Raw genomic sequence first — 25,163 nt, forward strand, 5'->3', positions numbered from 1 at the left:
TCCGCCGCGATCACCCGCAGCTCAGCCGTGACGCGCGAGCACGGCGCGCGCGTGACGGAGCACAGGCTCGTCGATCATGCGCCCGCCGTGGCGGAAGACGCCGCGCTCGCCGTCCGCGGCCGCCAGCACCCCGCGCGCCCACGCGAACGTCGCGGCGTCGGGACGATAAGCCTCACGGATGATGGCGACCTGCGCCGGGTGGATGCATGCCGTGGCGGCGAAGCCGCTGGCCGCGGCATCCCTGGCTTCGCGCGCGAGGCCCTTCTCGTCCGCGATCTCCACGTGCACCGCATCGATCGCGGAGATGCCGGCCGCGCCGGCGGCGAGGAGCACGCGCGAGCGTGCATGCCGGGCGATGTCGCGGTACTTGCCCTTCGGTGTGCGACTGGATGTGCCGCCGATCGAGGCGACGAGGTCTTCGGCGCCCCACAGCAGTGCGATGACGTTGGGCTGCGCCGCGATCTTCTCCGCAGATGCGACGCCGCGCGCCGTCTCGCAGAGCGCGACAACCTCGAACCGCGGGTCGATCCGGCTGATCGCCTTCGCCGACTCGGCTTTTGCGACCATGACACGCCGGTAGTCGGTCTGGGAGAGCGTCGCGAGATCGGATCCGATCTCGACCGACTCGAGCGGGTTGACCCGCACGATCACCCGGTCGGGATCGAGGTGTGAGTCGATGAGAGCCCCGCGCGCGGCGATCTTGTCGGCGGGAGCGACGGCATCTTCGAGGTCGAGGATGACGGCATCGGCACGCTCCGCCGCTTTGCCAAATCGTTCGGGGCGATCGGCCGGGCAGAACAGGAGGGCGGGTCCGAGGTCGAAGGAAGCGCTCATGACCTCAGGCTACCGACCACTCGGTGCCGGCCCGGTGAGTCCCAGCGCCCGGGCGATGACGAGAAGCTGGACCTCGGTCGTGCCCTCCCCGATCTCCAGGATCTTGGAGTCCCGATAGTGTCGCGCGACCGGATATTCGTTCATGAAGCCATTGCCGCCGAAGATCTGGGTCGCGTCGCGGGCGTTGTCCATCGCGGCATCGCTCGCCGTGAGCTTGGCGAGAGCCGCCGCAGCGGCGAACGGACGACCCGTGTCACGCAGGCGCGCGGCGTGGATCCAGGCGAGTCGCGACACATGCACGCGCTGCTGCATCCGGGCGAGCCTGAACTGGATCGACTGACGCGTGCCGAGGCGCTCGCCGAAGACGATGCGCGTGCCGGCGTAGTCGAGGGCAGCCTCGAGACACCCTTCCGCCGCACCGGTCGACAGCGCCGCGATGGCGATGCGACCCTCGTCGAGGATGCTGAGGAAGTTCGCAAAACCGCGGCCCCGCTCCCCCAGCAGGTTCTCCTCCGGCACCCGTGCGCCATCGAAGCTGAGCGGATGGGTGTCGGAGGCGTGCCAACCGACCTTGTCGTATGCCGGACCCACCGTGAACCCCGCGGTGCCGGAGGGCACGATGATCGTCGAGATCTCCTTACGATCGCCGACAGTGCCGGTCACGGCCGTGACCGTGACGAAGCGGGTGATCGCGGTCCCCGAGTTCGTGATGAACTGCTTCGCGCCGTCGATGACCCACTCGCCGGCGTCGAGGCGGGCGGTGGTGCGGGTACCTCCCGCGTCGGAGCCCGCCTCGGGCTCGGTGAGACCGAATCCGGCGAGCGCGCGCCCGCTGAGGAGGTCCGGGAGCAGGGCACGGCGCTGTGCGTCGGTGCCGAAGCGATAGACCGGCATCGCACCGAGGCTCACTCCCGCTTCGAGCGTGATGGCGATCGATTGATCCACCCGCGCCAACGCCTCGATCGCGAGCCCCAGAGTGAGATAGTCGCCACCCTGGCCGCCGACGTCTTCGGAGAAGGGAAGACCGAACAGGCCCATCTCCCCCATTTCGGCCACGATGTCCAGCGGCAGCGTCTTCGTCCGGTCCGCTTCGTACGCCTGAAGTGCCACGCGTTCGTCGGCGAACGCGCGTACCAGGCCGGCCAGCTCACGCTCTTCGTCGCTCAGGCCGTACTCGTACGGATCGAGAATCGCCATGGCATCTCCTTCGATGTCGCGGTCGCATAACGCCTCCCGCGATCTCGTGGCGTGCGGAAGGACACCTGGGTTAGTGTGCACTAACCCACCGGTCCAGGTTAGCGAGGATTAACTGGAATGACAACGCGTTCGTCGGCATCGCGCACCACGCGCGAACGAGCCAAGGCGCAGCGCGCCGATTCGCTGTTGGAGGCGGCCGCGCATCTGTTCGCCGAACACGGATTCGACGGCGTCAGCCTCGAAGACCTGGGCACGGCCGTCGGCATCACTGGGCCGGCCGTCTACCGCCACTTCGACAGCAAACGCGCCCTGCTGGGAGCGATCCTGCTGCGTGCCAGCGAGGATCTGCTGGCCGGCGGACAACGCGTGACCGCCGCCGGTCGGGCGCCCGACCGAGCGTTGCGCGACCTCGTCGACTTCCACGTCGAATTCGCCGTGCACAGCGCCGCCGTCATCCGTGTGCACGATCGCGACCTCACGAGCCTCAGCGATGCCGACCGTCACGCGGTACGGCGCCTGCAGCGTCAGTATGTCGAGCTGTGGGTCGGCGTCTTGCGGGCCGTCCATCCCGCGCGCAGCGAAACGGAGCTGCGCGTGCGCGCGCACGCAGGGTTCGGACTGATCAACTCCACGCCCTACGCCGTGCGCACGCTCCGCGAGGTCGCCGTGGATGCCGACACCGACGAGCTCCTGCGCGGCGTGCTGTCCGAGATGGCTTACGCCGCCCTGTCGGCGCGCTGATCCACGCACACCGTTCACAGGAGGAGCATCGCGCGTCCTGGCTCGCGGAGCACGTCGCCGACCGCGGTGAGGAAACGCGCCGCCTGCTCGCCGTCCACGAGCCGATGATCGAACGACAGGCTGAGCGTCATGATGTCGCGCAGCACGATCTGGCCGTCGTGCTCCCACGGCCGACGACGCACCGAACCCAAGCCCAAGATGCCGGCTTCGCCGGGGTTGAGGATGGGGGTTCCCGCGTCGATGCCGAAGACTCCGAAGTTGGTGATCGAGAAGGTGCCGCCCGACAGAGCTGCCGGGGTGGTGCGGCCAGAGCGCGCGGTCTCTGCCAATGCACCGATCGCGTCGGCCAACTCGACGAGCGTCAGCCGGTCCGCGTCGGCGACGTTGGGTACGACGAGCCCTCGCTCGGTCGCGGCGGCGATCCCGAGGTTCACATAGTGGTACTGGACGATCTCACCGGCGGCCTCGTCCCACGCCGTGTTCAGCGTCGGCTCGGCCCGCAGGGCGAGGCATACCGCCTTGGCGGCGACCGCCATGATTCCGACGCGGTGACCGTCGAGCCGTCGGTCGGCGCGCAGCCCGCTGACCAAACGCGTGGTCTCCGACACATCGACCTCGAGGAAGGTCGTCACGTGCGGCGCCGTGAACGCGCTGCGGACCATCGCCGCCGCCGTGTGCTTGCGGATGCCGCGGATCGGCACGCGACTCTCGCGCTCGAAGGCGCCGCGAGCAGCGACCCCCCGAGGCGAAGACGGCGTCTGCTCGGGCGTCGACGCGCCGAGCGACGCGGCGTACTCGTCGACGTCCTCGCGACGGATGATGCTCGACACGCCCGACGCCTCGACCAGCGCCAGATCGATGCCGCGCTCGCGCGCATAGGCGCGGACCGGGGGCGTCGATCGGGGGCGCTCATGCCGCACATCCTCTACCGGCGCCGGCGCGACCGCGTCGTGCGGCGCGTCGGTGAGCACCGAGCCGCCGGCGGCACTCGGCGCCGGCACATCCCGAGTGGTGCGCGGCCGCCGCTGCGGACGTCCGGCGCCGCGCGGCGCGGCCCCGTACCCCACGAGGTTGGGAACCGTCGCCTCGGCGCCCGCAACCTCGTCTCCCGCGGCGGGAGCCGCATCAGCGGCGGCGTCGGTCGGAGCCACGCGGCCGGCGTCGGGCTCGGCCGGAGTGCTCACGGCATCCTCTCCGGCGACTTCGAAGGCGATGAGAGGGGAGCCCACCTCGACCACATCGCCCGCGTCGGCGTGAAGGGTAGTCACGATGCCCGCAAACGGCGAGGGCAGCTCGACGATGGCTTTGGCCGTCTCCACCTCGGCGATCGGCTGGTTGAGAGTGACCTCCTCGCCCTGCGCGACGAGCCACTGCACGATCTCCGCCTCGGGAAGCCCCTCGCCGAGGTCGGGCAGACGGAATTCGGCGATCACAGCTCGACTCCCGTCAGGCTGTTGGGTCGGTCGAGCACTCGGTCGACGGCATCGAGCACCCGATCGAGGTCGGGAATGTGGTGCTTCTCGAGCTTGGCCGGCGGATACGGGATGTCGAGACCCGTGACCCTCGCGGGGGCCGCCTCGAGGTAGTGGAAACACTGCTCGGTCACGCTGGCGATGATCTCCGCGGCGACGCCGGCCTCTCCGCCGGCCTCGTGCGTCACGACGAGGCGTCCGGTCTTGCGAACCGACGCCGATACCGTGCGGTAGTCGACCGGAGAGAGCGAGCGCAGATCGATGACTTCGAGAGAGATGCCCTCGTCTTCGGCTGCCTGTGCGGCATCCAGCGCCGTCGTCACCTGGGCACCGTAGGTCACGATCGTGGCGTCGGTGCCCGGCCGGACGACCCGCGCCAAGCCCATCGGTGCCGCATCGGCGATGTCGGCGTCGAGGTCGACCTCGCCCTTCGTGTGATACAGCCGTTTGGGCTCGAAGAAGACCACCGGATCGTCGCAGGCGATGGCCTGCTGCAGTACCGTGTACGCGTCTTGCGGGTTCGAGACCGCGACGACACGGAGCCCGGCGGTGTGGACGAAGTACGCCTCCGGCGACTCCGAATGATGCTCCGCGGCGCCGACGCCGCCGGCCCACGGGATCCGGATCGTGAGGGGCACCGTGACACGACCCTGAGTGCGGTAATGCAGCTTCGCCACCTGACAGACGATCTGGTCGAAGGCCGGGTAGACGAAGCCGTCGAACTGGATCTCGACCACGGGCCGGAACCCGCGCATCGCCAGACCCACCGCGGTGCCGACGATGCCAGACTCGGCCAGAGGAGTGTCGACGACGCGTTTGGGCCCGAACTCGTCGAGCAGACCGTCGGTGATCCGGAACACGCCGCCCAGCCGCCCGATATCCTCCCCCATCACCAGAACGCGATCGTCGTCGGCCATCGCGTGCCGCAGGCCCGCGGTGAGCGCCTTACCCATCGTCAGTTGCGTCATCGCGTCACCGCCGCACCGTCGTCGGCAAAAGCGTCCAGGTACGCCGAGAAGCGTGCCCGCTGGCGGTCGATTCCGCTGTGCGGTTCGGCATACACACCGTCTAGGACCTCGATCGCCGGCCGAGTCACCGCCGTCAGCACGGCCTCACGCATCGCCGCCGTCAGCTGGTCGGCCTCGCGGGAAATCTCGGCCAGAACGTCGTCGTCGATGTCACCGCTGTTGCGCAGGAAAGCCTCGAGCCGCGTGAGCGGGTCGCGCGTCCGCCATGCCTCCACCTCGCCGGGGCCACGGTAACGCGTGGGGTCGTCCGATGTGGTGTGCGGTCCCATGCGGTAGGTCACCGCCTCGAGGAAGACGGGGCCCTGTCCGCTCCGCGCGTGTTCGAGGGCCCAGCGCATGGCGGCCGTGCAGGCGACGACGTCGTTGCCGTCGACGCGCATGCTCGGGATGCCGAACCCCGGCGCGCGACCGGCGATCGGAAATCGCGACTGCACGGTGACGGGCTCGGAAATCGCCCAGTGATTGTTCGAACAGACGAAGACGACCGGGGCGCCGAAGGACGAGGCGAAGACCATGGCCTCGTTGACATCGCCCTGGCTGGTCGCGCCGTCGCCGAAGTAGGCGACCGCGACCTGGTCTCCGCCATCGCGCTGCACCCCCATGGCGTAGCCGACCGCGTGCAGGGTCTGCGCGCCGATGATGATCTGCGGGCTCGCGAGATTGAGCGCGTACGGATCATACGTCGAGTGCATTTCGCCGCGCCACGCGAGCACCAGATCGGCCGGAGCCCCGCCTCGCACGATCGTCACGCCCACCTCGCGGTAGCTGGGAAAGAGAAAGTCGTCCGTGCGGCACGCTCGTGCCGTCCCGACCTGCACGGCCTCCTGCCCTTGTGCCGGCGCCCAGAGACCGACGTGGCCCTGGCGCTGAAGCGCGACGCCCTCGGCATCCATCCGCCGGACGATCGCCATATCGCGGTAGAGGGCGCGCAGCGCCGGCGCGTCCAGATCCTCCACCCACGGGTCCAGGCGCGGATCGCTGATCCGGTGCCCGTCGGGGGTGAGCAGCTGCGCGGTGTCGTCGAGCGCAGTCATCGCTTCGTCTGTGGTCAGGGTGTACATCGTCGTCATCCCTCTCTGGCCGGGCTGCATCCTCGTGGGGTGCTGCCGCCGCCGGGCCGGCCTCGTCGCCGGTTGCCTGGAAGAGTACGTCGGACGGTCACCTAGCTCAAGCAACCAGCTCGGAGCTGAGCATGTTGCCCAGGTGTTGCCCGCTCGCCCTGCTAGAGTTGGGCAGTATGGGCCCCCTTGACCGCGCCGACCTCGACCTGCTGAATGCGCTCGCCGACGATCACCGTGCCACCGTGGTCGCCCTGGCCGAGCGGCTCGGACTGTCCCGCAACACCGTCCAGGCGCGGCTGGCTCGCTTGGAACGCGGCGGAGTGTTCCAGTCGTTCGAACGGGCGATTCCTCCCGCAGCGCTCGGCCTTCCAATCGAGGCGATGGTGAGCGTCACGGTGCGCCAAGCGGAGCTTCCGCGCATCACCCAGGCGATCTCCGCCATCCCGGAGGTGGTTCAGGCGTACGGGATGAGCGGGCAGGTCGACCTGCTGGTGCGGGTCGCGGCCCGCGACACCCAGCACTTGTTCGACATCGATGCCCGCGTACTCGCGATCGATGGCGTGGAGCGCACCGAGACCTCCCTCGTGATGGGAGAGGTCATCGGATATCGGATCCGGCCGATTCTGGAATGGGCGCGCGAAGAAGCGATCCGCTGACCCGCCGCCCCGACACGACCTTGTCGTCGACGCCCGCCTCTGCGGCGTCGACGCGCACGAGGATCACACCTGCCAGCAGCACCACTCCTCCGATGATCTGCACCGGCGACGGCGTCTCGCCCAGCAGAAGCCAGGCGAAGCCGAGCGCGAAGAGAACCTCGCTCAAGCCGATGAACGAGGCCAGACGCGAGCCGATACGCGGCACGGCGATCACCCCGAACGCGTAGCCGAGCGTCGTTCCGATCCCCGCGACCCAGAGCAGGGCCAGAATGCCGGGAACCTCCACACCGCGGAAGGTGACGGTGACGGCAGGCGCCGCCAACGGCAGCGCGCCGGTGACAGCGAGAGCGCCCATGAAAACGGCGCCGCAGAGCAGTCCGCCGCTGGCGAGGGCGAGAGGCGGCAGGTCACCGCCCGTGCGTTCACTCATCACGAAGTACACGCACACGCAGACGGCAGCACCGAGGGCGAGCAGTGTACCGAGCAGATCGAATCGCGCGCCGGCGACGTCGACGACCAGCACGAGACCGGTGATCGCGACGATCGAACCGGCGATCACCAGAGGCGACGGCGCCCGGCGCGTGCGGAGCCAGACGAACCCGACGAGCATGACCGGGGCGAGGTACTGGATGAGCAGCGCGACAGCCACCGGCATCCGTTGCATCGCCGAGAAGAACAGCAGCTGACAGCCCGCGACCGGGATCAGCCCGAAGGCGGCCAACGCGAGTCCGTGTCGACGCACGAAGCCCCGCTCGCGGCGCACGGCGCCGATGAGCGCCGGCGACAGAATGAGGCCGGCGAGGCCCATACGCACCAGGAGTGCGGCTGACAGCGACCAGCCGGCTTCGAGCAACGGCTTGACGAGCGGCCCGCTCGACGAGAACGCGAGGGCAGACGTGACGGCCAGGGCAATGCCCGCGGTACGTGGGGATGAAGCGGCGTGGGCCACTGGCGTTCCTTGCGTTCGAAGAAAAGATGTCATGACTCAAATGCGATTACACTGGTGACACTACTGCCCGGCGAGATCAGGAGTCAACGTGGTCTTCATCCATGACACGGAGATGTCGTTGCGCGCGGCGGCGGCCCTCGTGAACACCCTTCCCGAGACCGACAGTGACGGCGTCGATCGCCTCCGCTCTCAGACGGAGCTCGACGCGTACCTCGCCGCGTTCTCATACACCGGATCCGTGCGTCGCGATGCCGCAGAACTCGTCGCGGTCCGCGCCAATCGGCCGCGCCTCTGGGATCTGTGGAGGGTGAATCGCGACGATGCCGTTCCGCTCGTGAACGCGATGCTGCGCGACGGCCAGGCATTGCCGCAACTGGTCATCCACGGCGAGTTCGACTGGCACATCCATGCGACCGACCCTGATGCGCCGCTGGCTATGCGCATGCTCGTCGAGTCGGCCATGGCCTTCGTCGACGTGATCCGTTCCGACCAGTGGGAGCGCGTGCGCGTGTGCTCCGCCGACGACTGCGCGTCGGTGTACGTCGACTTCTCGAAAAACGGCTCGAAGCGCTACTGCGACACCGGAAACTGCGGCAATCGCATGAACGTCAACGCGTACCGTCAGCGGAAGGCACGACAAAGCGCCTGATCGCGTCAGCGGCGACCCGGGGAGCCTCGTAGTGGATCAGATGGCCCACGGCGGGAATCTCCACGAGGTCGGCCGCGGGGAAGAGCGTCTGGAGGTGGCGCTCGGCCTCGATCGGCGTGATGTCGTCCTTCTCGGCGGCGATCAGCAGGGTCGGCTGCGCGATCGCCGGCGCGAACTCGCGCACATCGTGCGAGACCGACACCACGAAACCCTCGTGGAGCGTGTCGCGGTCGTGGAAGCCCGAGAAGTATGTGTCGTGCTGGTCGTGGATGAACCTCCGCAGGTGCGGGTCGCGTGTCTTCGCCATTGAGACGCTCATGATGCGAACGATGGCGCGGTTGCGTAGCAACCCCGCTCCGAGTCGCGCCGGCAGCTTCGCGCCGGCCCAGTAGTAGAAGATCGCGAGGCGCGTGAGGATGCCGCGGGGGCCCTCGAGAGCGGGGGCCCCGATCGGGTTGATGAGGACGACCCGCGGTGTCTTCAGTCCCGACGCGACGGCGGCGGCGACGACGATCGAGCCGAAGGAGTGGCCGAGGATGACCGCATCCGGGGCGACGGTATCCGCAAACTCCCGAAGCCACTGCGCATAGGCGTCGAGCGTGTGGCGGCCGGAGAGGGGGGCGGTCTCGCCGAAGCCGGGCAGATCGGGCGAGATCACGCGCATGCCGTCGAGGTACGCGACCACCGCTTCGAGACCGTGGTGGTCACCCCGATAGCCGTGCACCGCGACGATCGTGACGGCGGCGTCGGCAGGGCCGTACTCCCAGTAGGTCGTCGTTCCTCCCGCAACCTGCACGGTGCGGCGGACAACGGGGATCTCCGCAAGTCGCGCGGCATACGGAGAGGAAACGGTCACCTCAGAAGTCTAGGAGGCCGACGCTTCCAGAACGTTGCGAGCGCCGCGATCCGCGAGCCTCCGCGGCAGTGTCCGACGTCGCGCATACCGTCGGAGACATGGATCAGTGGCAGGCCCTTCCGCTCTGGGAGGACGACGTCCCCACCGCCGACCTGGTGCCGACTGCCGAGTCACCTCGGGAATGGGCGGATGCCGTCGGGGTCTTCGATCTGGAGACGACCGGTATCGACGTCACGGGCGATCGCATCGTCACCGCTCACGTCGGCCTGCTGGATGCGGCCGGCGTGCCCGTGCGGGCGCAGTCATGGCTGGCCGATCCGGGAGTCGACATCCCAGAGGGGGCGACGGCTGTCCATGGCATCACCACCGCGCATGCGCGGCAGTACGGCTCCCCCGCCGCAGCCGTGGTCGGCGAGGTCGTGGCCGCCGTGCGCGAACTGTTGGAGGCCGGCATCCCGGTCGTCGCCTACAACGCGCCGTTCGACTTCTCGATGTTGAAGTACGAGGCGCTGCGTCATGGCATCGCCCCGATTCTGGATCCCTCGCCGGTGATCGACCCGCTCGTTCTCGACAAGGCGCACGATAGGTTCCGCAAGGGCAAGCGCACGCTCGAAGCGGTCGCCGCGCACTACGCAGTGCCGCTCGTGGGCGCCCACGACGCCGCCGCCGATGCGATCGCTGCGGGGCGGGTCGCGCAGGCACTCGCCCGCCGTTACGACATCGATGCGCCGCTGCACGACCTGCACACGCAGCAGATCGGCTGGGCTCGCGCCCAGGCCGACAGCCTGACCGAGTACTTCATTCGGATCGGCAGGCTCGATCCCGAGGAACGCCTCGACGGCAGCTGGCCGATCCGCTGACCGGGCGGGCGGATGCCGCAGCCGCGGCCGCAAACGACGAAAGCCCCGCCGGAGCGGGGCTTTCGCGAGGGATCCGAGCTTACTTGCTCGAGCCGCCGAAGTTCTTGAAGCGCTGGTTGAACTTCTCGACACGACCGGCCGAGTCCATGATGCGCTGCTTGCCCGTGTAGAACGGGTGCGAGGCGGAGGAGATTTCGACGTCGATGACCGGGTAGGTCTCGCCTTCGAACTCGACCGTCTTGTCGCTGCTGACCGTCGAACGGGTCAGGAAGAGCTCGCCGGAGCCGAGGTCGCGGAAAACAACCGCCTTGTACTCGGGGTGAATGTCAGTCTTCATGGGTTTCCTTACGTGGTGCCCTGGATTTTGCCAGGGCGAGGGAAGTCTGCGGTGCGAATGCACCAAGGGTCGATCATACCAGCACCCGCCCCGATGGCGAACCGCCGAGCGGACTCAGGCGTCGCGCGTGGCCCGGGCGGCGAACCGACCGGCATCCGCCGTAAGGCTGATCGGCATGCCGAAGGTGGTCGAGAGGTTCTCTGCGGTCAGCGTCTCGGCCAGCGGTCCGGCGGCCACGACAGCGCCGTCGCGCAGCAACAGCACGTGGGTGAACCCGACCGGAATCTCCTCGACGTGGTGGGTCACCATCACCATCGCGGGCGTCGTCGGTGCCTGGGCGTAGCCGCTCAGCAGCTCGAGCAGTTCCTCGCGGGCGCCGAGATCGAGGCTTGCCGTCGGCTCATCCAGCAAGAGCAGTTCCGGGTCGGTCATGACGGCGCGGGCGATCTGCACGCGCTTCTGCTCGCCATCCGAGAGCGTGCCGAAGGTGCGCTCGGCGAGGTGCTCGAGCTTCCATTCGGCCAGGACGCGGCGCGCGCGCCGCTCGTCGATGGCCTCGTAACGTTCGTTCCAGCGGCCGAGCACCGAGAATGCGGCGGTCAGCACGACATCCAGCACGGTCTCCTCCGGCGGCACGCGACGCGCCATCGCGGACGACGAGAAACCGATGCGCGGACGCAGGTCGAACACGTCCGTGCGCCCGAGTCGCTCGTCGAGGATGGTGACCTCACCCGACGTGGGGTGGATGAGGGTTGCGGCCAGCTGGAGGATGGTCGTCTTGCCCGCTCCGTTGGGTCCGAGCACGACCCAGCGCTGGTCGTCTGCAACCGTCCAGCCGATGCCATCGATGATGTTGCGGGCGTTGCGGCGGACGACGACATCGACGAATTCGAGCACCTGGGGCATGCTCTCAGCCTATCGGGACAGCCCGCGTGCCCCGGCGGCACGCGCCGGGTGTCCGCCTCAGTGCCCGAGTCCCGCGACCTCTCGATAGAGCGATTCTGTGGCATCCGCGATCGCCTGCCAGCTGAAGGCGCTGGCGGCCCGCTCCCGGCCCGCTTCGCCGTAGGCACGCGCGCGCTCCGGGTCGGAGACGACCTCCGTGAGTACCGCGGCGAGGTCGGCGACGAATCGATCCGCGTCGACCGGTGTCCCCGTGCCGTCCTGCACCTGGTCGATCGGGACGAGCCGCCCGGTGACCCCGTCGACGACCACCTCGGGGATGCCGCCGGTCGCCGTTGCGACCACCGCAGCGCCGCAGGCCATGGCCTCCAGATTCACAATGCCCAGCGGCTCGTAGACGCTCGGGCACACGAAGGTCGTCGCCGACGTGAGGATGGCGCACAGCTGATCGCGCTGGAGGAACTCATCGATCCAGACGACGCCGTCGCGCTGAGCCTGCAGTTCGCGGACGAGCCCTTCCACCTCCGCCAAAATCTGCGCAGTGTCCGGCGCCCCCGCGCACAGCACGATCTGCACCTGTGCGGGCAGCAGCGCGGCGGCCCGCAGGAAGTACGGCAGCCCCTTCTGCCTCGTGATGCGTCCGACGAAGACCACCGACGGCCGATTCGGGTCGATGCCGTAGCGCTCCAAGAGGGCATGGTCCTCACGGGGATGCCACGACTGGACGTCGATGCCGTTGTAGATCACCCGCACCTTCTCGGGATCGAGCGACGGGTAGCTGCGGAGGATGTCGCGACGCATGCCGTCACTGACGGCGACGACGGCGGCGGCGTTCTCGTAGGCCGTCTTCTCGACGTAGCTCGATACCGCGTATCCCCCGCCGAGTTGCTCGGCCTTCCACGGACGTAGGGGCTCGAGCGAGTGCGCCGTGATCACGTGCGGGATGTCGTGCAGCAGCGCAGCGAGGTGGCCGGCGAAGTTCGCGTACCAGGTGTGCGAGTGCACGACGTCGGCGCCGGCGACGTCGCCCACGATCTCCAGATCGGTGCCGAGGGTCTGCACGGCCGCATTGGCGGCGGCGAGCTCGACGGGAACGCCGTAGGAGGTCGTGCCTTCTTCGTCTCGCGCCGCTCCGAACGCACGCACCTGCACGTCGACACGTTCGCGCAACGCCTTCACGAGCTCGGTGACGTGGACGCCCGCGCCGCCGTAAATCTCCGGCGGGTACTCCTTGGTGACGATGTCGACGCGCATGTCACGAACGCTAGTACACGGGCGAAGGGGGGCCTAGTGTGGTGGCATGCCTGCAGCGCCGAAGGTCTTCGGAATCATCCTCGCCGGAGGCGAGGGAAAGCGCCTGATGCCTCTCACGGAGGACAGAGCGAAACCGGCAGTGCCGTTCGGCGGCCAGTACCGGTTGATCGACTTCGCCATCTCGAACCTCATCAATTCTGGGCTGCGTCAGATCGTCGTACTGACGCAGTACAAGTCCCACAGTCTCGACCGCCATGTGTCGCAGACGTGGCGGATGTCGGCCCTGCTCGATTCGTACGTCGCGTCGGTTCCGGCGCAGCAGCGACTCGGCAAGCGCTGGTTCTCAGGGTCGGCCGACGCCATCTTGCAGTCGCTGAACCTGATCCACGACGAGAAGCCCGACATCGTGGCCGTCATCGGGGCCGACCATGTCTACCGCATGGACTTCGAGCAGATGCTCGCGGCGCACATCGAATCGGGCGCAAAGGCCACCGTCGCCGGCATCCGCCAGCCCATCGGTCTGGCGAACCAGTTCGGTGTGATCGACGTCGACCCCACCGACAACATCACGATCCGCGACTTCCTCGAAAAGCCACAGAACCCCAGCGGGCTCTCCGACGCACCGCACGAAGTGCTCGCGTCGATGGGTAACTACATCTTCGACGCGGACGCGCTCATCGCGGCTGTGGAAGCCGACGGTGAGCTCCCCGGGTCGAACCACGACATGGGCGGCGACATCATCCCCTACTTCGTCGGACGCGGGGAGGCCGCGGTCTACGACTTCAAGCGCAACGATGTGCCCGGCTCGACCGATCGTGATCGCGACTACTGGCGGGATGTGGGCACCATCGACTCGTTCTTCGACGCGCACATGGACTTGATCTCGACGCTGCCGATTTTCAACCTCTACAACGTCGACTGGCCGATCCACTCGCAGTCGGTGAACTCGCCGCCCGCGAAGTTCGTCCGCGACGGTGTGGGACGCATGGGCAACGCCATCGACTCGATCGTCTCGCTCGGCTCGGTGCTCTCGGGGACCCACCTCGAGCGCTCGGTCGTGGGTCCGTGGACCTTGTCGGGCGGCGGGTCGACCATCACCGACTCGGTGTTGTTCGACCACGTCCACGTCGGCGCCGGAGCGCGGGTGCATCGCGCGATCCTCGATAAGAACGTCGTGCTGGAACCCGGCGCGACCGTCGGTGTCGACCGCGCGTTCGACCTCGCCCGGGGCTTCACCGTCACCGACAGCGGTATCACGGTCGTGGGTAAGAACGCGCACGTCGCACGCTGACTCCCGGCTAGGTTGGACGGGTGCCTGACGCCCGTTTCCTCGTCGTGTTCGACGCCGATTCCACCCTGCTGCGCAACGAGGTCATCGAGCTGATCGCCGATGAGGCCGGACGCGGTCGCGAGGTGGCCGCGGCGACCGAAGCGGCGATGCGTGGCGAGGTGGATTTCGCGACCAGCCTCCGTTCCCGTGTCGCCGCCCTGCGTGGCGTGCCGATGGCGGCGTTCGAACGGGTGCTCTCCCGAGTCGAGCCGACCTCGGGCGCGGCCGAGCTGATCGGTGAGATCCACGCGCGGGGCGGCCGAGCCGCGGTGGTGTCCGGCGGATTCCACGAGGTGCTCGACACGGTCGCACCGTCACTCGGCGTGGACATGTGGCGGGCGAACCGCCTCGCTGTGACCGACGAGGCGCTCTCGGGTGTCGTCGACGGCGACATCGTGGATGCTGCCGGTAAAGCGACCGCATTGCGGGCCTGGGCCGCGCAGCTCGCGCTCCCCCTGTCGCGGACGATCGCGATCGGCGACGGCGCGAACGATCTCGACATGATGGCGACGGCCGGGCTCGGACTCGCCTTCAACGCGAAGCCCGCCGTCCGGCAGCGGGCAGACCTCGTCATCGGCGACGTCGACCTCCGCGAAGTGATCCCGCTGCTGCCCTGAGCCGCGTCGGCGGACACGTCCGTTGCGATGTCGGTGCTGCGGCGTAGCCTGACCGGCATGGATGTCATCCTCATTCCCGGCCTCTGGCTCGACGCGTCATCGTGGGACGACGTCGTTCCCACTCTGCGAGCCGCAGGCCTCACTCCGCGGGCCCTGACCATGCCGGGGGTGGGCGCGGCCGCCTCCTCGAGCGCGGAGATCGGCATCGCCGACTGGGTCGATGCGGTGGTCGCCGAAATCGATGCCACGGACGGCCGGGTGGTCGTGGTCGGGCACAGCGGCGGAGGCAACGTCGCCTGGGGCGCGGCCGACTCTCGGCCTGAGAAGGTCGCACGCGTCGTCCTCGTCGACACGGCAGTTCCCTACGACGGCGGCATCATCTCGGAGTTCGACACCATTGATGGCGTCGTGCCCTTTCCCGGGTGGGACTTCTTCGATGCGGACGACGTTGCCGATCTCGACGAGGCGACACGGGCGCGCACAGCGCCGTCGACTCTGAGCGTGCCCGCCCGCGTGCCGACCGACCCGATCGCGCTTCGTGACGAGGGCCGGTACGCGGTGCCGGTGACGGTGCTCTCTGGTTCCCTCGACGAGGCGGACTTCCGTGCCTTCGTGACGCAATGGGGCCGCTACGCCGACGAGTTCGAAGCCATCGAGAACACCGAGATCATCCGACTCGGGACCGGCCACTGGCCGCAGTTCTCCCAGCCAGAGCACCTCGGCACGCAGATCGTCGCCGCCGTCACCCGCGAGCCCGCTCCCGGTCGCTGAGCGAGCACGCCCCGGTCGCTGAGCGAGCCCGCCCCGGTCGTTGAGCGAGCGGAGCGAGTCGAAACGCCCTCAGCCCGTCAGTGCCCCATACCGAGACCACCGTCGACGGGGATCACGGCACCGGAGATGTACCCGGCATCCTCCGATGCGAGCCACGTCACGACACCCGCGACCTCGTCGGCGGTGGCGAAGCGCCCCGCCGGGATGTTGCGCTTGTACTCCGCCTGCGTGTCGGCGGGCAGCTCGGCCGTCATATCCGTCTCGATGAAGCCGGGAGCCACGACGTTCGCCGTGATCCCCCGTCCGCCGAGTTCGCGGGTGAGCGAACGGGCGAAGCCCACCAGCGCCGCCTTCGACGCTGAGTAGTTGATCTGCCCGGGCGATCCGTACAGCCCGACAACGCTGGAGATGAGAATCACGCGTCCCCACTTCGCGCGCAGCATCCCCTTCGACGCGCGCTTGACGACGCGGAACGTGCCGCCCAGGTTCGTGGCGACCACCGAGTCGAAGTCGTCTTCGGTCATGCGCAGCAGCAGCGTGTCCTTGGTGATGCCGGCGTTGGCGACCACGATCTCGATCGGACCCCATTGGCGTTCGACTTCGGTGAATGCCGCGTCGAGCGATGCGGCATCGGTGACATCCGCCCGCACCGTCAGCGTGCCTTCCGGGCCCTCGCCCGACCGCGCCGTGACCGCGGTGCGATACCCCTCGGCGACGAAACGAGCGGCGATGGCGCGGCCGATGCCGCGGTTTCCGCCGGTGACGAGGACGACACGATCGTGCGACATGGGGGCTCCGTTTTCGCTCGGGATTCAACCGCCCAGCCTACTCGGCGGGCTTTCGTTCTCCCTGTGGGGCGGCGCGCCCCGATAGGCTGACAGCGCGAGACAGGAGAGACCATGACCGACGCGACGAACCCACAGTCCCCGGATACCGCGGGCACGACCCCCGTGCCCCCTCCGACGCCCCCGGCCGCTCCCACCCCCGAGGCGGCCGCTCCCTACACTCCGCCGGCTCCGCCGACGGCCCCCTACGGGGCGCCGAGCGCCGGTCCGGCACCGTCGTACCAGCCCCCGACGTACCCGACGGCGCCACCGGCCTATGGCTCGCCTTCCGGCGCTCCGACGCAGCCGTCGCCCGGCGCACCTCCCGTCTACGGTTCCGCTCCGTACTACGGCGCCCCGGCGCCGAAGACGAACGTGCTGTCGATCATCTCGATGATCGCGTCGATCCTCGGCTTCATCTGGATCCTTCCGCTGGTCGGATCGCTCGGTGGCGCAATCATGGGTCACTTCTCGCTGAACCAGATCAAGCGCACGGGCGAAGCGGGACGCGGCATGGCTCTGGCCGGGGTCATCGTGGGCTGGGTCGGAGTGGCATTCGCCGTCATCGGGATCGGCTTCTTCCTCTTCTTCATCATCCTCGGCGCCGCCAGCAGCTCGCGCTACGGCTCGTACTGACCAGACCCGCGCCGCGGCTCACGCGGCGTAGGCTGAGGGGACCGTGAAAAGCTCTCGTCGTCAGTCCGCCACCTCGCTGCCCCGCGCACCGCGCGACGACGCGAGCACGCGCATGACGAAGTACTTCACGATGATGGCGATCCGCGTCGCCTGCTTCGTGCTCATGGTGGTCATCACGCCCTACGGCTGGTACACCTGGGTGCTCGGCATCGGCGCGATCTTCCTGCCCTATTTCGCTGTCGTGATCGCCAATGTCGCATCGGCCCCGGCCGATCGAGCGATCGCCCCCGAACGCGCTATCGAGGCACCGATGCCTCCGGCGGCGTCTTCGCAGGATGCCACCGCGGCTCCGGCGCCGGCCACGGTGATCCGCATCAGCGAGACCTCGTCCCGGCCGCCGACACCGCCGGCCGCCTCGTGAGCGTCGCCGTGTGCTCGCGTGCGGGCTGCCGCGCCTATGCCCGGTGGCAGGTGGTGTGGCGAAATCCCCGCATCCACACCGCCGGTCGTCGCAAGATCTGGGCCGCGTGCGACGAACACGTCGACTACCTGCGCGACTACCTCGCCGCCCGCGATTTTCCGGTGGACGTCATCGCTTTCGCCTCGGAGAGCGCCACATGAGCCCCCGCACCGCCCGTCAGGCAACGGCCCTCCGCTGGACCGGCTACGTCGCTATCGCGATCATGTTCGCGATCGTTTGCGCTTTCCTGTCGAACTGGCAGTTCACCCGCAACGCCGACCGCAGCCGCCAGCTCGCACTCATCTCGACGAACTACGACGCGTCACCGGTGCCGCTGCGCAGCATCCTCGGCGCCGACGGATCTTTCGACCCGGACGACCAATGGCATCCGGTCGTCCTTACCGGCCAATACCTCACCGACCACACTCTGCTCGCCCGCAATCGCGCGCACGGCGGAACGAGCGCTTTCGAGGTGCTCGTACCCTTCCGCACCATCGACGGGGACGTCTTCCTGATCGACCGGGGGTGGTTGCCGCCGGGGTCGTCACAGCCCGAGCCCGACAGCATCCCCACTCCCCCCGCGGGACAGGTCGAGGTGATCGCCCGCCTCAAGCCGGGTGAGGCGCTGCCGAATTCGGGACGTTCCGCGCCAGAAGGACAAGTACCGACCATCAACCTGCCGCTCGTTGCGGAGACGTCCGCGCAGCCTGCTTTGATAGCCAGCGCCTACGGCCTGCTCGTGTCGGAGAACCCGTCCCCGGCGAGCACGCCGAACGCCCTCGAGTCACCCTCCGACGATCCCGGGCCGTACCTGTCGTACGCCATCCAGTGGATACTCTTCGCCCTGATGGGCTTCGTGTTCATCTGGTACATGATCCGCACCGAGATCCGTCACCGACGCGAGGATGCGGAGGACGCCGCCGCCGACGGCCGCGACATCGACTCCGCTGCGCGGACGGAGGTCCCGGTTCCGCGTCCGGCCGCCGCTCGCCGACGGCGTCAGCGAGATCAGCGTCCCCGCGATCGCGACATGCAAGAAGAAGACGCCCTCCTCGACGAGCTCACGCCGCGCTGAGCCGTGACAGCCGCGTGATGCGGGACGTCGGCCTTACGCGAGCGTGATGAGGTCGATGTAGTCGCGACCCCAGATGTCCTCGACACCGTCGGGGAGGATGAGCACACGTTCGGGGTTGAGCGCCTGCACAGCACCCTCGTCGTGCGACACCAGCACGACGGCACCCTCGTAGTGAGCCAGCGCACCGAGGATCTCCTCACGCGAGGCCGGGTCGAGGTTGTTCGTCGGCTCGTCAAGCAGGAGCATGTTCGCCGAAGAGACGACGAGCGTCGCCAGCGACAGCCGCGTCTTCTCTCCGCCGGAGAGCACTCCGGCGGGCTTCAGCACATCATCACCGGTGAACAGAAACGAGCCGAGCACCTTGCGGGCCTCGGTCGCGTTGATGTCGGGCGCCGCCGACATCATGTTCTCGAGCACCGAGCGGTTGACGTCGAGGTTCTCGTGTTCCTGCGCGTAGTAGCCGATCTTGAGGCCGTGGCCGGGTTCGATGACGCCGGTGTCTGCTTTGTCGACCCCGGCGAGGATGCGCAGCAGCGTCGTCTTTCCGGCACCGTTGAGGCCGAGGACCACGACCTTCGAACCGCGGTCGATGGCGAGATCCACGTCCGTGAAGATCTCGAGCGATCCGTAGGACTTCGAGAGATTCTTCGCCATCAACGGGGTCTTGCCGCAGGGCGCGGGCTTGGGGAAGCGGAGCTTCGCGACGCGGTCTTCCTGTCGCACCTCTTCCAGACCCGACAGCATCTTCTCGGCGCGCGCGACCATCTGGTGGGCGGCGGCGGCCTTCGAGGCCTTCGCGCCGAAGCGCGCGGCCTGCAGCTGCAGCGCGGTCGCCTTCTTCTCGATGTTGACGCGTTCCTTCTTGCGGCGCTCTTCATCGGCTACCCGCTGGCGCAGATAGTTCTTCCAGTTCATGTTGTAGACGTCGATCACCTGGCGCATCGCGTCGAGGTAGAAGACACGGTTGACGGTCTCCCCCACGAGCTCGACGTCATGGCTGATGACGATCAGGCCGCCCTTGTAGTTCTTCAGGAACTCCCGCAGCCACACGACACTGTCCGCGTCGAGGTGGTTGGTCGGCTCGTCGAGGATCATGGTCTGGGCATCGGAGAACAGGATGCGCGCGAGCTCGATGCGACGACGCTGCCCGCCCGACAGGGTCTTCAGCGGCTGGTCGAGGATGCGGTCCGGCAGCGACAGGTTGTGGGCGATGGATGCCGCCTCGGACTCGGCTGTGTAGCCGCCGAGCGCCTCGAAGCGCTCCATGAGGTTGCCATAGCGACGCATCGCCTTGGCGGCGACCTTCTCATCGGCATCCCCCATCTGCAGAGAGGCCTCGTGCATCTGCAGCGCGAGGGTACCGAGACCCCGGGCGTCGAGGATACGGGTGCGCGCCAGCATCTCCGGGTCGCCGGAGCGGGGATCCTGCGGCAGGTAGCCGAGTTCACCCGAGCGCTCGACCCTGCCGTCGGCGGGCAGAAGGTCTCCGGCGAGCACTTTGGTCAGGGTCGTCTTGCCGGCGCCGTTGCGCCCGACGAGTCCGATCTTGTCGCCGTCCGACACGCGGAACGACACCTCCGCCATGAGCGTGCGAGCGCCCACGCGGATCTCGAGGTCGTGCACGGCCAGCACAGCAGACGTCCGTTCTTCGGGAGGGAGAGCGGCCCAGAGGCGGGCCAGCCTCCCAGTCTACCGCCGTCGGGCGTCCGCGCCGCTCGGCACGGTCGTCGGACCGCCGCCGAACGTGCCATCCGCCGCTCTCGAACGCCGTCGTCGACCTTGACCTGCCCGGTGAAGGCGAAGCCGTGCTTCGCCGAGAAGGCCTGCGCGCGAGAACCGTTCCCGACGGGCGACGGAATCGAGGGCATCCAGAACCGCATCGTCATGACTCGGCGGTCCCGATCGTCGTCACGTCGCGCGTGTAGGGGCGGAGAACGCGACTATCCGCTTCGGACAACGAACTCGCGTTTCTTCCGTCGATCTCATCCAGGTGGGCGACGCAGCAAGACCCTAGGCTGGGCCGTGACCCGTCCGCTTTCCGAAGGAGACCGCATGTCCCTCGCCGTTGCCGGGCGCCGCCCCGTGCTCGCCGATCTGATCGCACGCCCCTCCGATCGCGCTCGCGCGGTCGGACTCGACATCGCTCTCGTCGTCGCCGGTGCGAGCTTCGTCGCCGCGCTGGCGCAGGTGGAGGTTCCGCTCTGGCCCGTACCGATCACCGGACAGACGCTGGCCGTCGTGGTCGTCGGGGCCGCCCTCGGCGCACGCCGCGGCGCAGCCGCTCTGGTCACGTACCTGCTGGCCGGACTCGCCGGCTTGCCCGTCTTCGCCGGCTTCACCGGCACGATCGCCGCCGTGGCCAAGCCCAGCTTCGGCTTCATCATCGGTTTCGTGTTCGCCGCCTTCGTCGCCGGCTGGTTCGCGGAGCGCGCGTGGGACCGTCGCCCGATCCTCGCCTTCGTGGGCTTCGCCGCGGCCAGCGTCATTCCGTTCGTCTTCGGAGTGCCCTACATGGCCTTCATCCTCAACGTCGTGCTCGGCCAGGGCCTGAGCTTCGACGCGATCATGGCGGCGGGCGTCACGCCCTTCATCGTCGGAGGGGTGGTCAAGGCAGCCCTGGCCGCACTGCTGGTACCGGCCGCCTGGGCGGGCGTGCGCGCGATGGAGCGTCACGCGCAGAAGTGACATGAGCGACGACGAAGGCCCCGACCGTGACTGGTCGGGGCCTTCGTCGTATACGGTTCCTGGCGTCAGCCCTTGGCCTTGGCAACTGCCGCGGCGAGCTTCTCCGTGATGGTGGGCAGCGCCCACGGCAGAGTCAGCGCCGTCGGCGAGACGGCGGCGACGTTCTCCGCCCCGACCATCGCGGCGACCGCGCCCTTCTTGACGGCGGGGATGAGTGATCCTCGAGCCGAGCCGAGGAAATCATCGAGGGCCCCCTGCGTCTCGGCCTGTGTGAACAGCACCTGCGAGTCGATCTTGTCGAGGTTCTCCTGGCTGACCGTCGTGTAGAACGTGCCCTCACCGGTGCTCAGCGCCGACACGCTCGGCGGGGAGACGAACCCGAGGTCTTGGAGGATCTCGACCCTCGGGTCGGAGGGCAGATACAGGTAGAAGGTGTCGACATCGTCATCCACGTACGCGATCGTCGTGCCCGCGAACTCGGGGTGGGCGGCAGCGGCATCCGACACCTGCGTGTCCAGTCCCTTCAGCAGCGCATCTGCCTGTCCGCTCATGCCCAGAGCTTCGCCGGTGATCGTGATCACATCGCGCCACGGCGTGGTCCACGGCGCATCGGGGTACGCCACGACGGGGATCCCCGCGGCCGTCACCGCGTCGTACTCCTTCTGCGTGAGGCCGGAGTACGGAGCGAGCAGCACGTCGGGGTTCGTCTTCAGCAGTGCCTCGAGAGGCACCTCGTTGGCACTCGCGTCGAGAATCGTCGGCCTCTGGCCGCCGAGCTTGTCGACCGCGTCAGAGATCCACGGCGCCATCTTGTCGTCACCGCCCGAGTAGGTGTCGGCGGGGATCGCGACCGGCTGGATGCCGAGAGCGAGCACCGTGTCGGTGGCGCCCCAGCCCCAGGTGGCGATGCGCTCCGGCTTCTTCTCGATGGTGGCGTCGCCCAACGCGGAGTGAATCGTCACGGGGAACACGTCGCTCGCTGCGGCGTCCGAGCTCTCCGTCGTCGCCGGCGCACCGGCCGCGCAGCCGGACAGCAGAAGGGCGGCGAGGCTCACGATCGCGGCGAGACCAGCGGTCTTTCGTCGTCTGTTCATCGGGTCTTCCTTTCTCAGGGGTGTGTCATGACGTCGTCGCGGCGAGCACGTCGACGGGCGCGGCGCTGACCGCGGGGACGGGGATGACCAGCGGCGTCGCGGTCAAGGGGTCGGGGATCACCAGGGCGTCGAGACCGAACGCCTGTCGGACCACCTCGGCGGTGAGAACCTCGCGCGGTGCTCCGTGGGCGACGACGGCACCGGCGCACATGACGACGAGATCGTCGGCGTACCGCGCGGCGAGGTTGAGATCGTGCAGCACGGCGACGACCGTCGTTCCCCGACTGCGGTTGAGTTCCCGCAGCAGGTCGAGCACCTCGAGCTGGTGGCTCAGATCCAGGAACGTCGTCGGCTCATCGAGCAGCAGGATGCGGGGATCCTGCGCGAGCGCCATCGCGATCCACGCCCGCTGGCGCTGACCTCCCGAAAGATCGCCGACCGGCCGGGCGGCGAGATCCGTGATGCCGGTCCAGGCCATCGCCTCGTCCACATGAGCCGTGTCGTGCGCGCTCCATCGCTGGAGCAGCCCGCGGTGAGGGTGGCGGCCCCGTCCGACGAGTTCGGCGACGCTCACGCCGTCGGGGGCCGTCGGATGCTGGGGAAGCAATCCGACGGTCTGCGCGAAGCGCCGACGCGAGATGCCCCGGACATCCGCGTCGTCCAGCTCGACGCGTCCGGCCAGCGGCTCGTGCAGGCGCGAGAGGGTTCCGAGCAGCGTGGACTTCCCCGACGCGTTGGCACCGATGATCATCGTCAGCCGACCCGGGGCGATCTCGAGGTCGAGCCCATCGATGACACGCCGCCCGGGGTATCCGGCGGCGAGCTCGCGCGCGGCGAGACGGGGGGAAGAGGATGCCGTCGTCACAGCTGTCGTCCTTTCGATGTGGCCAAGAGCCAGAGGAGGAAGAGTGCCCCCACCGCACCCGTCACGATGCCCACCGGCAGAGACATCCCGGGGATGGCGAACTGCGCCACCAGATCGGCGGCGAGCAGCAGCACCGCACCGAGCACACCGCTGGCGGCGAGGCCGACCGCGCCGTGACGCAGCAGGGAACGGGCGATCGCCGGGGCGCACAGAGCGATGAAAGAGATCGGGCCGACGAATGCGCACGTCACGGCGGTGAGGAGCACAGCGCTGACAACGACCACGAGACGCACCTGCGTTGTGCCGATGCCCAGGCCGTTCGCCGTCTCGCGTCCGAGCTGACTGATCGGCAGCAGACGTCCAGCGACTACGAATCCCGGCACGAGCAGGACCAGCACAGCGGCCACGGTCGCCACCTGCCACCACGGCGTCGACGCCAGGCTCCCGGTCAGCCACAGCAACGCCAGGCGTGCTTCCTCCACCTTCGCGCGCACCATCAGCAGATTGATCACCGCCGCCGACAGGAACGAGATGCCGATCCCGGCGAGGATCAGGCGGAAACCGCCGTCACGCAACGCTCGGCCGGCGAGCAGGAGCACGGCGGCCACGCCTGCACCGCCGACGAAGGCGAAGACCGCCAGAAGCGGGCCCGTGGTGCCGAACACCAGAATGGCGACAACCGCCGCCGCACCGCTTCCTCCCGAGATTCCCAGCAGGTCGGGGCTGGCCAGCGGATTGCCGAGGAAGGTCTGCAGCAGCGCCCCGGCAAGGCCGAGAGCGGCGCCGGCGACGACGGCCATCGTGGCCCGCGGCGCCCGCACCTGGAAGACTACGTACTGCTCGATGCGCGTGCCCGATCCCGTCAGCGTCCGCCACAGCCGGTCAGGCGTGAGCGGGTAGTCCCCGACGGAGAGGGCGACAGCGATCGCCACGACCGCGAGCAGACCCAGCACGCTCAGCACCCACACCCGACGGTGTCGAGCCGCGCGGCGCACCGCTGCTGAAGCGCTCACAGCATGCTCCGACGTGGCTGGAGCACCAACGCGATCAGCAGCGGCGCACCGATGACAGCGACGACGATGCCTGCCTGCACCTCACCGGGAAGCGCGACGACGCGGCCGAGAATATCGGCCAGCAGCAGCAGCGCAGCGCCGTAGGGCATGCCGAGAGCGAGCAGACGCCTGTAGCTTCCGCCCACGAGCGGGCGCAGCGCGTGCGGCACGAGCAGGCCGAGAAACACGATCGGACCGGCGATCGCGGTCGCCCCGCCGCACAGCAGCACAGTTGCCAGGATGCCCAGCATCCGGCTACGTGCGACGTCGTGCCCCAGGCCGGACGCCGTGTCCGTGCCGAGCGCCATGAGATCGAGTCCGCGGGCGGAGGCCAGGGCCAGGACCGCTCCGACGACGATCGCAGGTAGGACGAGGGCGACGGCGTCCAATCCGCGCGAGGTCAGGCCTCCCACCGACCAGTACCGGTAGACGTCGAGCGCGAAGACGTTCGTGTTGAGGATGAGATACGTCACCGCGGTCAGACCCGCTGTCACGGCGGCACCGGTGAGGGCGAGCTTCGCCGGGCCGCCGCGGTCGGGACCACGACCGCCGATGGCGGCGACCAGAACGGCGGATGCCGCGGCTCCGAGAAACGCGAACCAGACGAATCCATCAGGCGTCGACAGACCGAAGAGCGTGATGGCGCCCAGAACGGCGATGGAAGCGCCGGCGTTCAGACCGAGCAGGCCCGGGTCGGCGAACGGATTGCGGGTCAGACCCTGCATCACCGTGCCAGCCAGCGCCAGCGCTGCCCCCGCGCACACGCCGATGACCGTGCGCGGCACACGTTGGGTGAGCACGACGACGTGATCGGGGTTGGATGCATCGGGCGAGACCAGGGCGTTCCAGACGGCTCCGGGTGAGATCGGTCGCGCACCGACGGTGAGCGAGAGCACCACCAGCACCGCGAAGAGGACCACACCGATCACCGCGACGATTAGAGCCCTCCGCGACTGT

The 25,163-nt window shown here is 68.7% G+C and carries 28 protein-coding genes; 12 read left to right on the forward strand and 16 right to left on the reverse strand.

Annotation, left to right across the window (positions count from 1 at the left end; genetic code table 11):
• Window positions 1-21: 21 nt before the first annotated feature.
• Together ITJ43_RS02555 and ITJ43_RS02560 are read right to left on the reverse strand one after the other, a co-directional pair.
• Window positions 22-834, reverse strand: coding sequence for an HpcH/HpaI aldolase/citrate lyase family protein (locus ITJ43_RS02555; RefSeq protein ID WP_194581842.1), 813 nt, complete (start codon window positions 832-834; stop codon window positions 22-24).
• A gap of 9 nt (window positions 835-843) precedes the next feature.
• Window positions 844-2,031, reverse strand: a complete 1,188-nt coding sequence (locus ITJ43_RS02560; RefSeq protein ID WP_194581843.1) for an acyl-CoA dehydrogenase family protein — start codon at window positions 2,029-2,031, stop codon at window positions 844-846.
• A 117-nt stretch (window positions 2,032-2,148) separates the two neighbouring features.
• On the opposite strand from ITJ43_RS02560, the gene ITJ43_RS02565 reads away from it, so the two are divergent.
• A complete protein-coding gene (locus tag ITJ43_RS02565; protein ID WP_194581844.1) occupies window positions 2,149-2,772 on the forward strand; it encodes a TetR/AcrR family transcriptional regulator in 624 nt (207 codons plus the stop codon).
• A 14-nt stretch (window positions 2,773-2,786) separates the two neighbouring features.
• Here the strand turns inward: ITJ43_RS02565 and ITJ43_RS02570 are convergent, their stop codons facing one another.
• Genes ITJ43_RS02570 through pdhA form a run of 3 tightly spaced genes read right to left on the reverse strand, consistent with a single transcriptional unit; the run spans window position 2,787 to window position 6,333 of the window.
• Window positions 2,787-4,205 carry a dihydrolipoamide acetyltransferase family protein gene (locus ITJ43_RS02570; RefSeq protein ID WP_194581845.1) on the reverse strand — a complete coding sequence of 473 codons (1,419 nt, stop codon included), beginning with the start codon at window positions 4,203-4,205 and terminating at the stop codon, window positions 2,787-2,789.
• Window positions 4,202-5,212 carry an alpha-ketoacid dehydrogenase subunit beta gene (locus tag ITJ43_RS02575; RefSeq protein WP_194581846.1) on the reverse strand — a complete coding sequence of 337 codons (1,011 nt, stop codon included), beginning with the start codon at window positions 5,210-5,212 and terminating at the stop codon, window positions 4,202-4,204. The genes ITJ43_RS02570 and ITJ43_RS02575 overlap by 4 nt, the downstream gene beginning before the upstream one ends.
• Entirely contained in the window at window positions 5,209-6,333 is a 1,125-nt protein-coding gene (gene pdhA / locus ITJ43_RS02580; protein ID WP_228495283.1) for a pyruvate dehydrogenase (acetyl-transferring) E1 component subunit alpha, read from the reverse strand. The genes ITJ43_RS02575 and pdhA overlap by 4 nt, the downstream gene beginning before the upstream one ends.
• Before the next feature lie 176 nt (window positions 6,334-6,509).
• Here pdhA and ITJ43_RS02585 point away from each other — a divergent pair, with 176 nt between their 5' ends.
• The gene (locus tag ITJ43_RS02585; protein WP_194581848.1) at window positions 6,510-6,989 is read left to right on the forward strand and encodes an Lrp/AsnC family transcriptional regulator; all 480 of its coding nucleotides are present in this window, start codon (window positions 6,510-6,512) and stop codon (window positions 6,987-6,989) included.
• Here ITJ43_RS02585 and ITJ43_RS02590 read toward each other — a convergent pair.
• Window positions 6,931-7,938, reverse strand: a complete 1,008-nt coding sequence (locus tag ITJ43_RS02590) for a DMT family transporter (RefSeq protein WP_323741100.1) — start codon at window positions 7,936-7,938, stop codon at window positions 6,931-6,933. The two genes, ITJ43_RS02585 and ITJ43_RS02590, sit on opposite strands and share 59 nt — an antisense overlap.
• 88 nt (window positions 7,939-8,026) lie before the next feature.
• Here ITJ43_RS02590 and ITJ43_RS02595 point away from each other — a divergent pair, with 88 nt between their 5' ends.
• Window positions 8,027-8,587 (forward strand): CGNR zinc finger domain-containing protein, encoded by a 561-nt coding sequence (locus tag ITJ43_RS02595; RefSeq protein ID WP_194581851.1) that lies wholly within the window; start codon window positions 8,027-8,029, stop codon window positions 8,585-8,587.
• On the opposite strand, the gene ITJ43_RS02600 is transcribed toward ITJ43_RS02595, so the two are convergent.
• Complete coding sequence (locus ITJ43_RS02600; protein WP_194581853.1) at window positions 8,547-9,443, reverse strand: alpha/beta fold hydrolase; 897 nt, start codon at window positions 9,441-9,443, stop codon at window positions 8,547-8,549. The genes ITJ43_RS02595 and ITJ43_RS02600 overlap by 41 nt on opposite strands.
• 98 nt (window positions 9,444-9,541) lie before the next feature.
• Between ITJ43_RS02600 and ITJ43_RS02605 the strand changes: the two genes are divergently transcribed.
• A complete protein-coding gene (locus ITJ43_RS02605; protein WP_194581855.1) occupies window positions 9,542-10,303 on the forward strand; it encodes an exonuclease domain-containing protein in 762 nt (253 codons plus the stop codon).
• A 79-nt stretch (window positions 10,304-10,382) separates the two neighbouring features.
• On the opposite strand, the gene ITJ43_RS02610 is transcribed toward ITJ43_RS02605, so the two are convergent.
• From ITJ43_RS02610 to glgA, 3 genes are all read right to left on the reverse strand, one after another.
• Window positions 10,383-10,640: a type B 50S ribosomal protein L31 gene (locus tag ITJ43_RS02610; RefSeq protein ID WP_194581856.1), complete on the reverse strand. Its 258-nt coding sequence runs from the start codon at window positions 10,638-10,640 to the stop codon at window positions 10,383-10,385.
• Window positions 10,641-10,754: 114 nt separating this feature from the next.
• Window positions 10,755-11,546, reverse strand: a complete 792-nt coding sequence (locus tag ITJ43_RS02615) for an ABC transporter ATP-binding protein (protein ID WP_194581858.1) — start codon at window positions 11,544-11,546, stop codon at window positions 10,755-10,757.
• 57 nt (window positions 11,547-11,603) lie between these two features.
• The gene (glgA, locus tag ITJ43_RS02620) at window positions 11,604-12,797 is read right to left on the reverse strand and encodes a glycogen synthase (protein ID WP_194581860.1); all 1,194 of its coding nucleotides are present in this window, start codon (window positions 12,795-12,797) and stop codon (window positions 11,604-11,606) included.
• Between the two features lie 46 nt (window positions 12,798-12,843).
• Here glgA and glgC point away from each other — a divergent pair, with 46 nt between their 5' ends.
• The 3 genes from glgC to ITJ43_RS02635 are packed head-to-tail and all read left to right on the forward strand — an operon-like array spanning window position 12,844 to window position 15,515.
• On the forward strand, window positions 12,844-14,088 hold the full coding sequence (gene glgC, locus ITJ43_RS02625; RefSeq protein ID WP_194581862.1) for a glucose-1-phosphate adenylyltransferase: 1,245 nt from the start codon (window positions 12,844-12,846) through the stop codon (window positions 14,086-14,088).
• Between the two features lie 20 nt (window positions 14,089-14,108).
• A complete protein-coding gene (gene serB, locus ITJ43_RS02630; protein WP_194581864.1) occupies window positions 14,109-14,744 on the forward strand; it encodes a phosphoserine phosphatase SerB in 636 nt (211 codons plus the stop codon).
• A gap of 57 nt (window positions 14,745-14,801) precedes the next feature.
• Window positions 14,802-15,515, forward strand: a complete 714-nt coding sequence (locus tag ITJ43_RS02635) for an alpha/beta fold hydrolase (RefSeq protein ID WP_194581866.1) — start codon at window positions 14,802-14,804, stop codon at window positions 15,513-15,515.
• 77 nt (window positions 15,516-15,592) lie between these two features.
• On the opposite strand, the gene fabG is transcribed toward ITJ43_RS02635, so the two are convergent.
• The gene (gene fabG / locus ITJ43_RS02640) at window positions 15,593-16,303 is read right to left on the reverse strand and encodes a 3-oxoacyl-ACP reductase FabG (protein ID WP_194581868.1); all 711 of its coding nucleotides are present in this window, start codon (window positions 16,301-16,303) and stop codon (window positions 15,593-15,595) included.
• Window positions 16,304-16,414: 111 nt separating this feature from the next.
• Between fabG and ITJ43_RS02645 the strand changes: the two genes are divergently transcribed.
• The 4 genes from ITJ43_RS02645 to ITJ43_RS02660 are packed head-to-tail and all read left to right on the forward strand — an operon-like array spanning window position 16,415 to window position 18,510.
• The gene (locus ITJ43_RS02645) at window positions 16,415-16,975 is read left to right on the forward strand and encodes a DUF4190 domain-containing protein (protein WP_194581870.1); all 561 of its coding nucleotides are present in this window, start codon (window positions 16,415-16,417) and stop codon (window positions 16,973-16,975) included.
• A 43-nt stretch (window positions 16,976-17,018) separates the two neighbouring features.
• Window positions 17,019-17,396 carry a DUF3099 domain-containing protein gene (locus ITJ43_RS02650; RefSeq protein ID WP_194581872.1) on the forward strand — a complete coding sequence of 126 codons (378 nt, stop codon included), beginning with the start codon at window positions 17,019-17,021 and terminating at the stop codon, window positions 17,394-17,396.
• Window positions 17,393-17,596 carry a hypothetical protein gene (locus tag ITJ43_RS02655; protein ID WP_194581874.1) on the forward strand — a complete coding sequence of 68 codons (204 nt, stop codon included), beginning with the start codon at window positions 17,393-17,395 and terminating at the stop codon, window positions 17,594-17,596. Before ITJ43_RS02650 ends, ITJ43_RS02655 begins: the two co-directional genes overlap by 4 nt.
• Window positions 17,593-18,510 carry an SURF1 family protein gene (locus ITJ43_RS02660; protein WP_194581876.1) on the forward strand — a complete coding sequence of 306 codons (918 nt, stop codon included), beginning with the start codon at window positions 17,593-17,595 and terminating at the stop codon, window positions 18,508-18,510. The genes ITJ43_RS02655 and ITJ43_RS02660 overlap by 4 nt, the downstream gene beginning before the upstream one ends.
• 33 nt (window positions 18,511-18,543) lie before the next feature.
• On the opposite strand, the gene ITJ43_RS02665 is transcribed toward ITJ43_RS02660, so the two are convergent.
• Window positions 18,544-20,142, reverse strand: a complete 1,599-nt coding sequence (locus ITJ43_RS02665) for an ABC-F family ATP-binding cassette domain-containing protein (RefSeq protein ID WP_194581878.1) — start codon at window positions 20,140-20,142, stop codon at window positions 18,544-18,546.
• Between the two features lie 420 nt (window positions 20,143-20,562).
• Here ITJ43_RS02665 and ITJ43_RS02670 point away from each other — a divergent pair, with 420 nt between their 5' ends.
• Window positions 20,563-21,195, forward strand: a complete 633-nt coding sequence (locus ITJ43_RS02670) for a biotin transporter BioY (RefSeq protein WP_194581880.1) — start codon at window positions 20,563-20,565, stop codon at window positions 21,193-21,195.
• A gap of 65 nt (window positions 21,196-21,260) precedes the next feature.
• Here ITJ43_RS02670 and ITJ43_RS02675 read toward each other — a convergent pair whose 3' ends face one another.
• Genes ITJ43_RS02675 through ITJ43_RS02690 form a run of 4 tightly spaced genes read right to left on the reverse strand, consistent with a single transcriptional unit; the run spans window position 21,261 to window position 25,135 of the window.
• Window positions 21,261-22,289, reverse strand: a complete 1,029-nt coding sequence (locus tag ITJ43_RS02675; RefSeq protein ID WP_194581882.1) for an ABC transporter substrate-binding protein — start codon at window positions 22,287-22,289, stop codon at window positions 21,261-21,263.
• Window positions 22,290-22,314: 25 nt separating this feature from the next.
• Window positions 22,315-23,154, reverse strand: coding sequence for an ABC transporter ATP-binding protein (locus ITJ43_RS02680; RefSeq protein ID WP_194581884.1), 840 nt, complete (start codon window positions 23,152-23,154; stop codon window positions 22,315-22,317).
• The gene (locus tag ITJ43_RS02685; RefSeq protein ID WP_194581886.1) at window positions 23,151-24,167 is read right to left on the reverse strand and encodes a FecCD family ABC transporter permease; all 1,017 of its coding nucleotides are present in this window, start codon (window positions 24,165-24,167) and stop codon (window positions 23,151-23,153) included. Before ITJ43_RS02685 ends, ITJ43_RS02680 begins: the two co-directional genes overlap by 4 nt.
• Entirely contained in the window at window positions 24,164-25,135 is a 972-nt protein-coding gene (locus tag ITJ43_RS02690; RefSeq protein WP_323741101.1) for a FecCD family ABC transporter permease, read from the reverse strand. Before ITJ43_RS02690 ends, ITJ43_RS02685 begins: the two co-directional genes overlap by 4 nt.
• Between the last annotated feature and the right edge of the window lie 28 nt (window positions 25,136-25,163).

Source organism: Microbacterium sp. VKM Ac-2870, assembly GCF_015350795.1.
Lineage (GTDB): Bacteria > Actinomycetota > Actinomycetes > Actinomycetales > Microbacteriaceae > Microbacterium.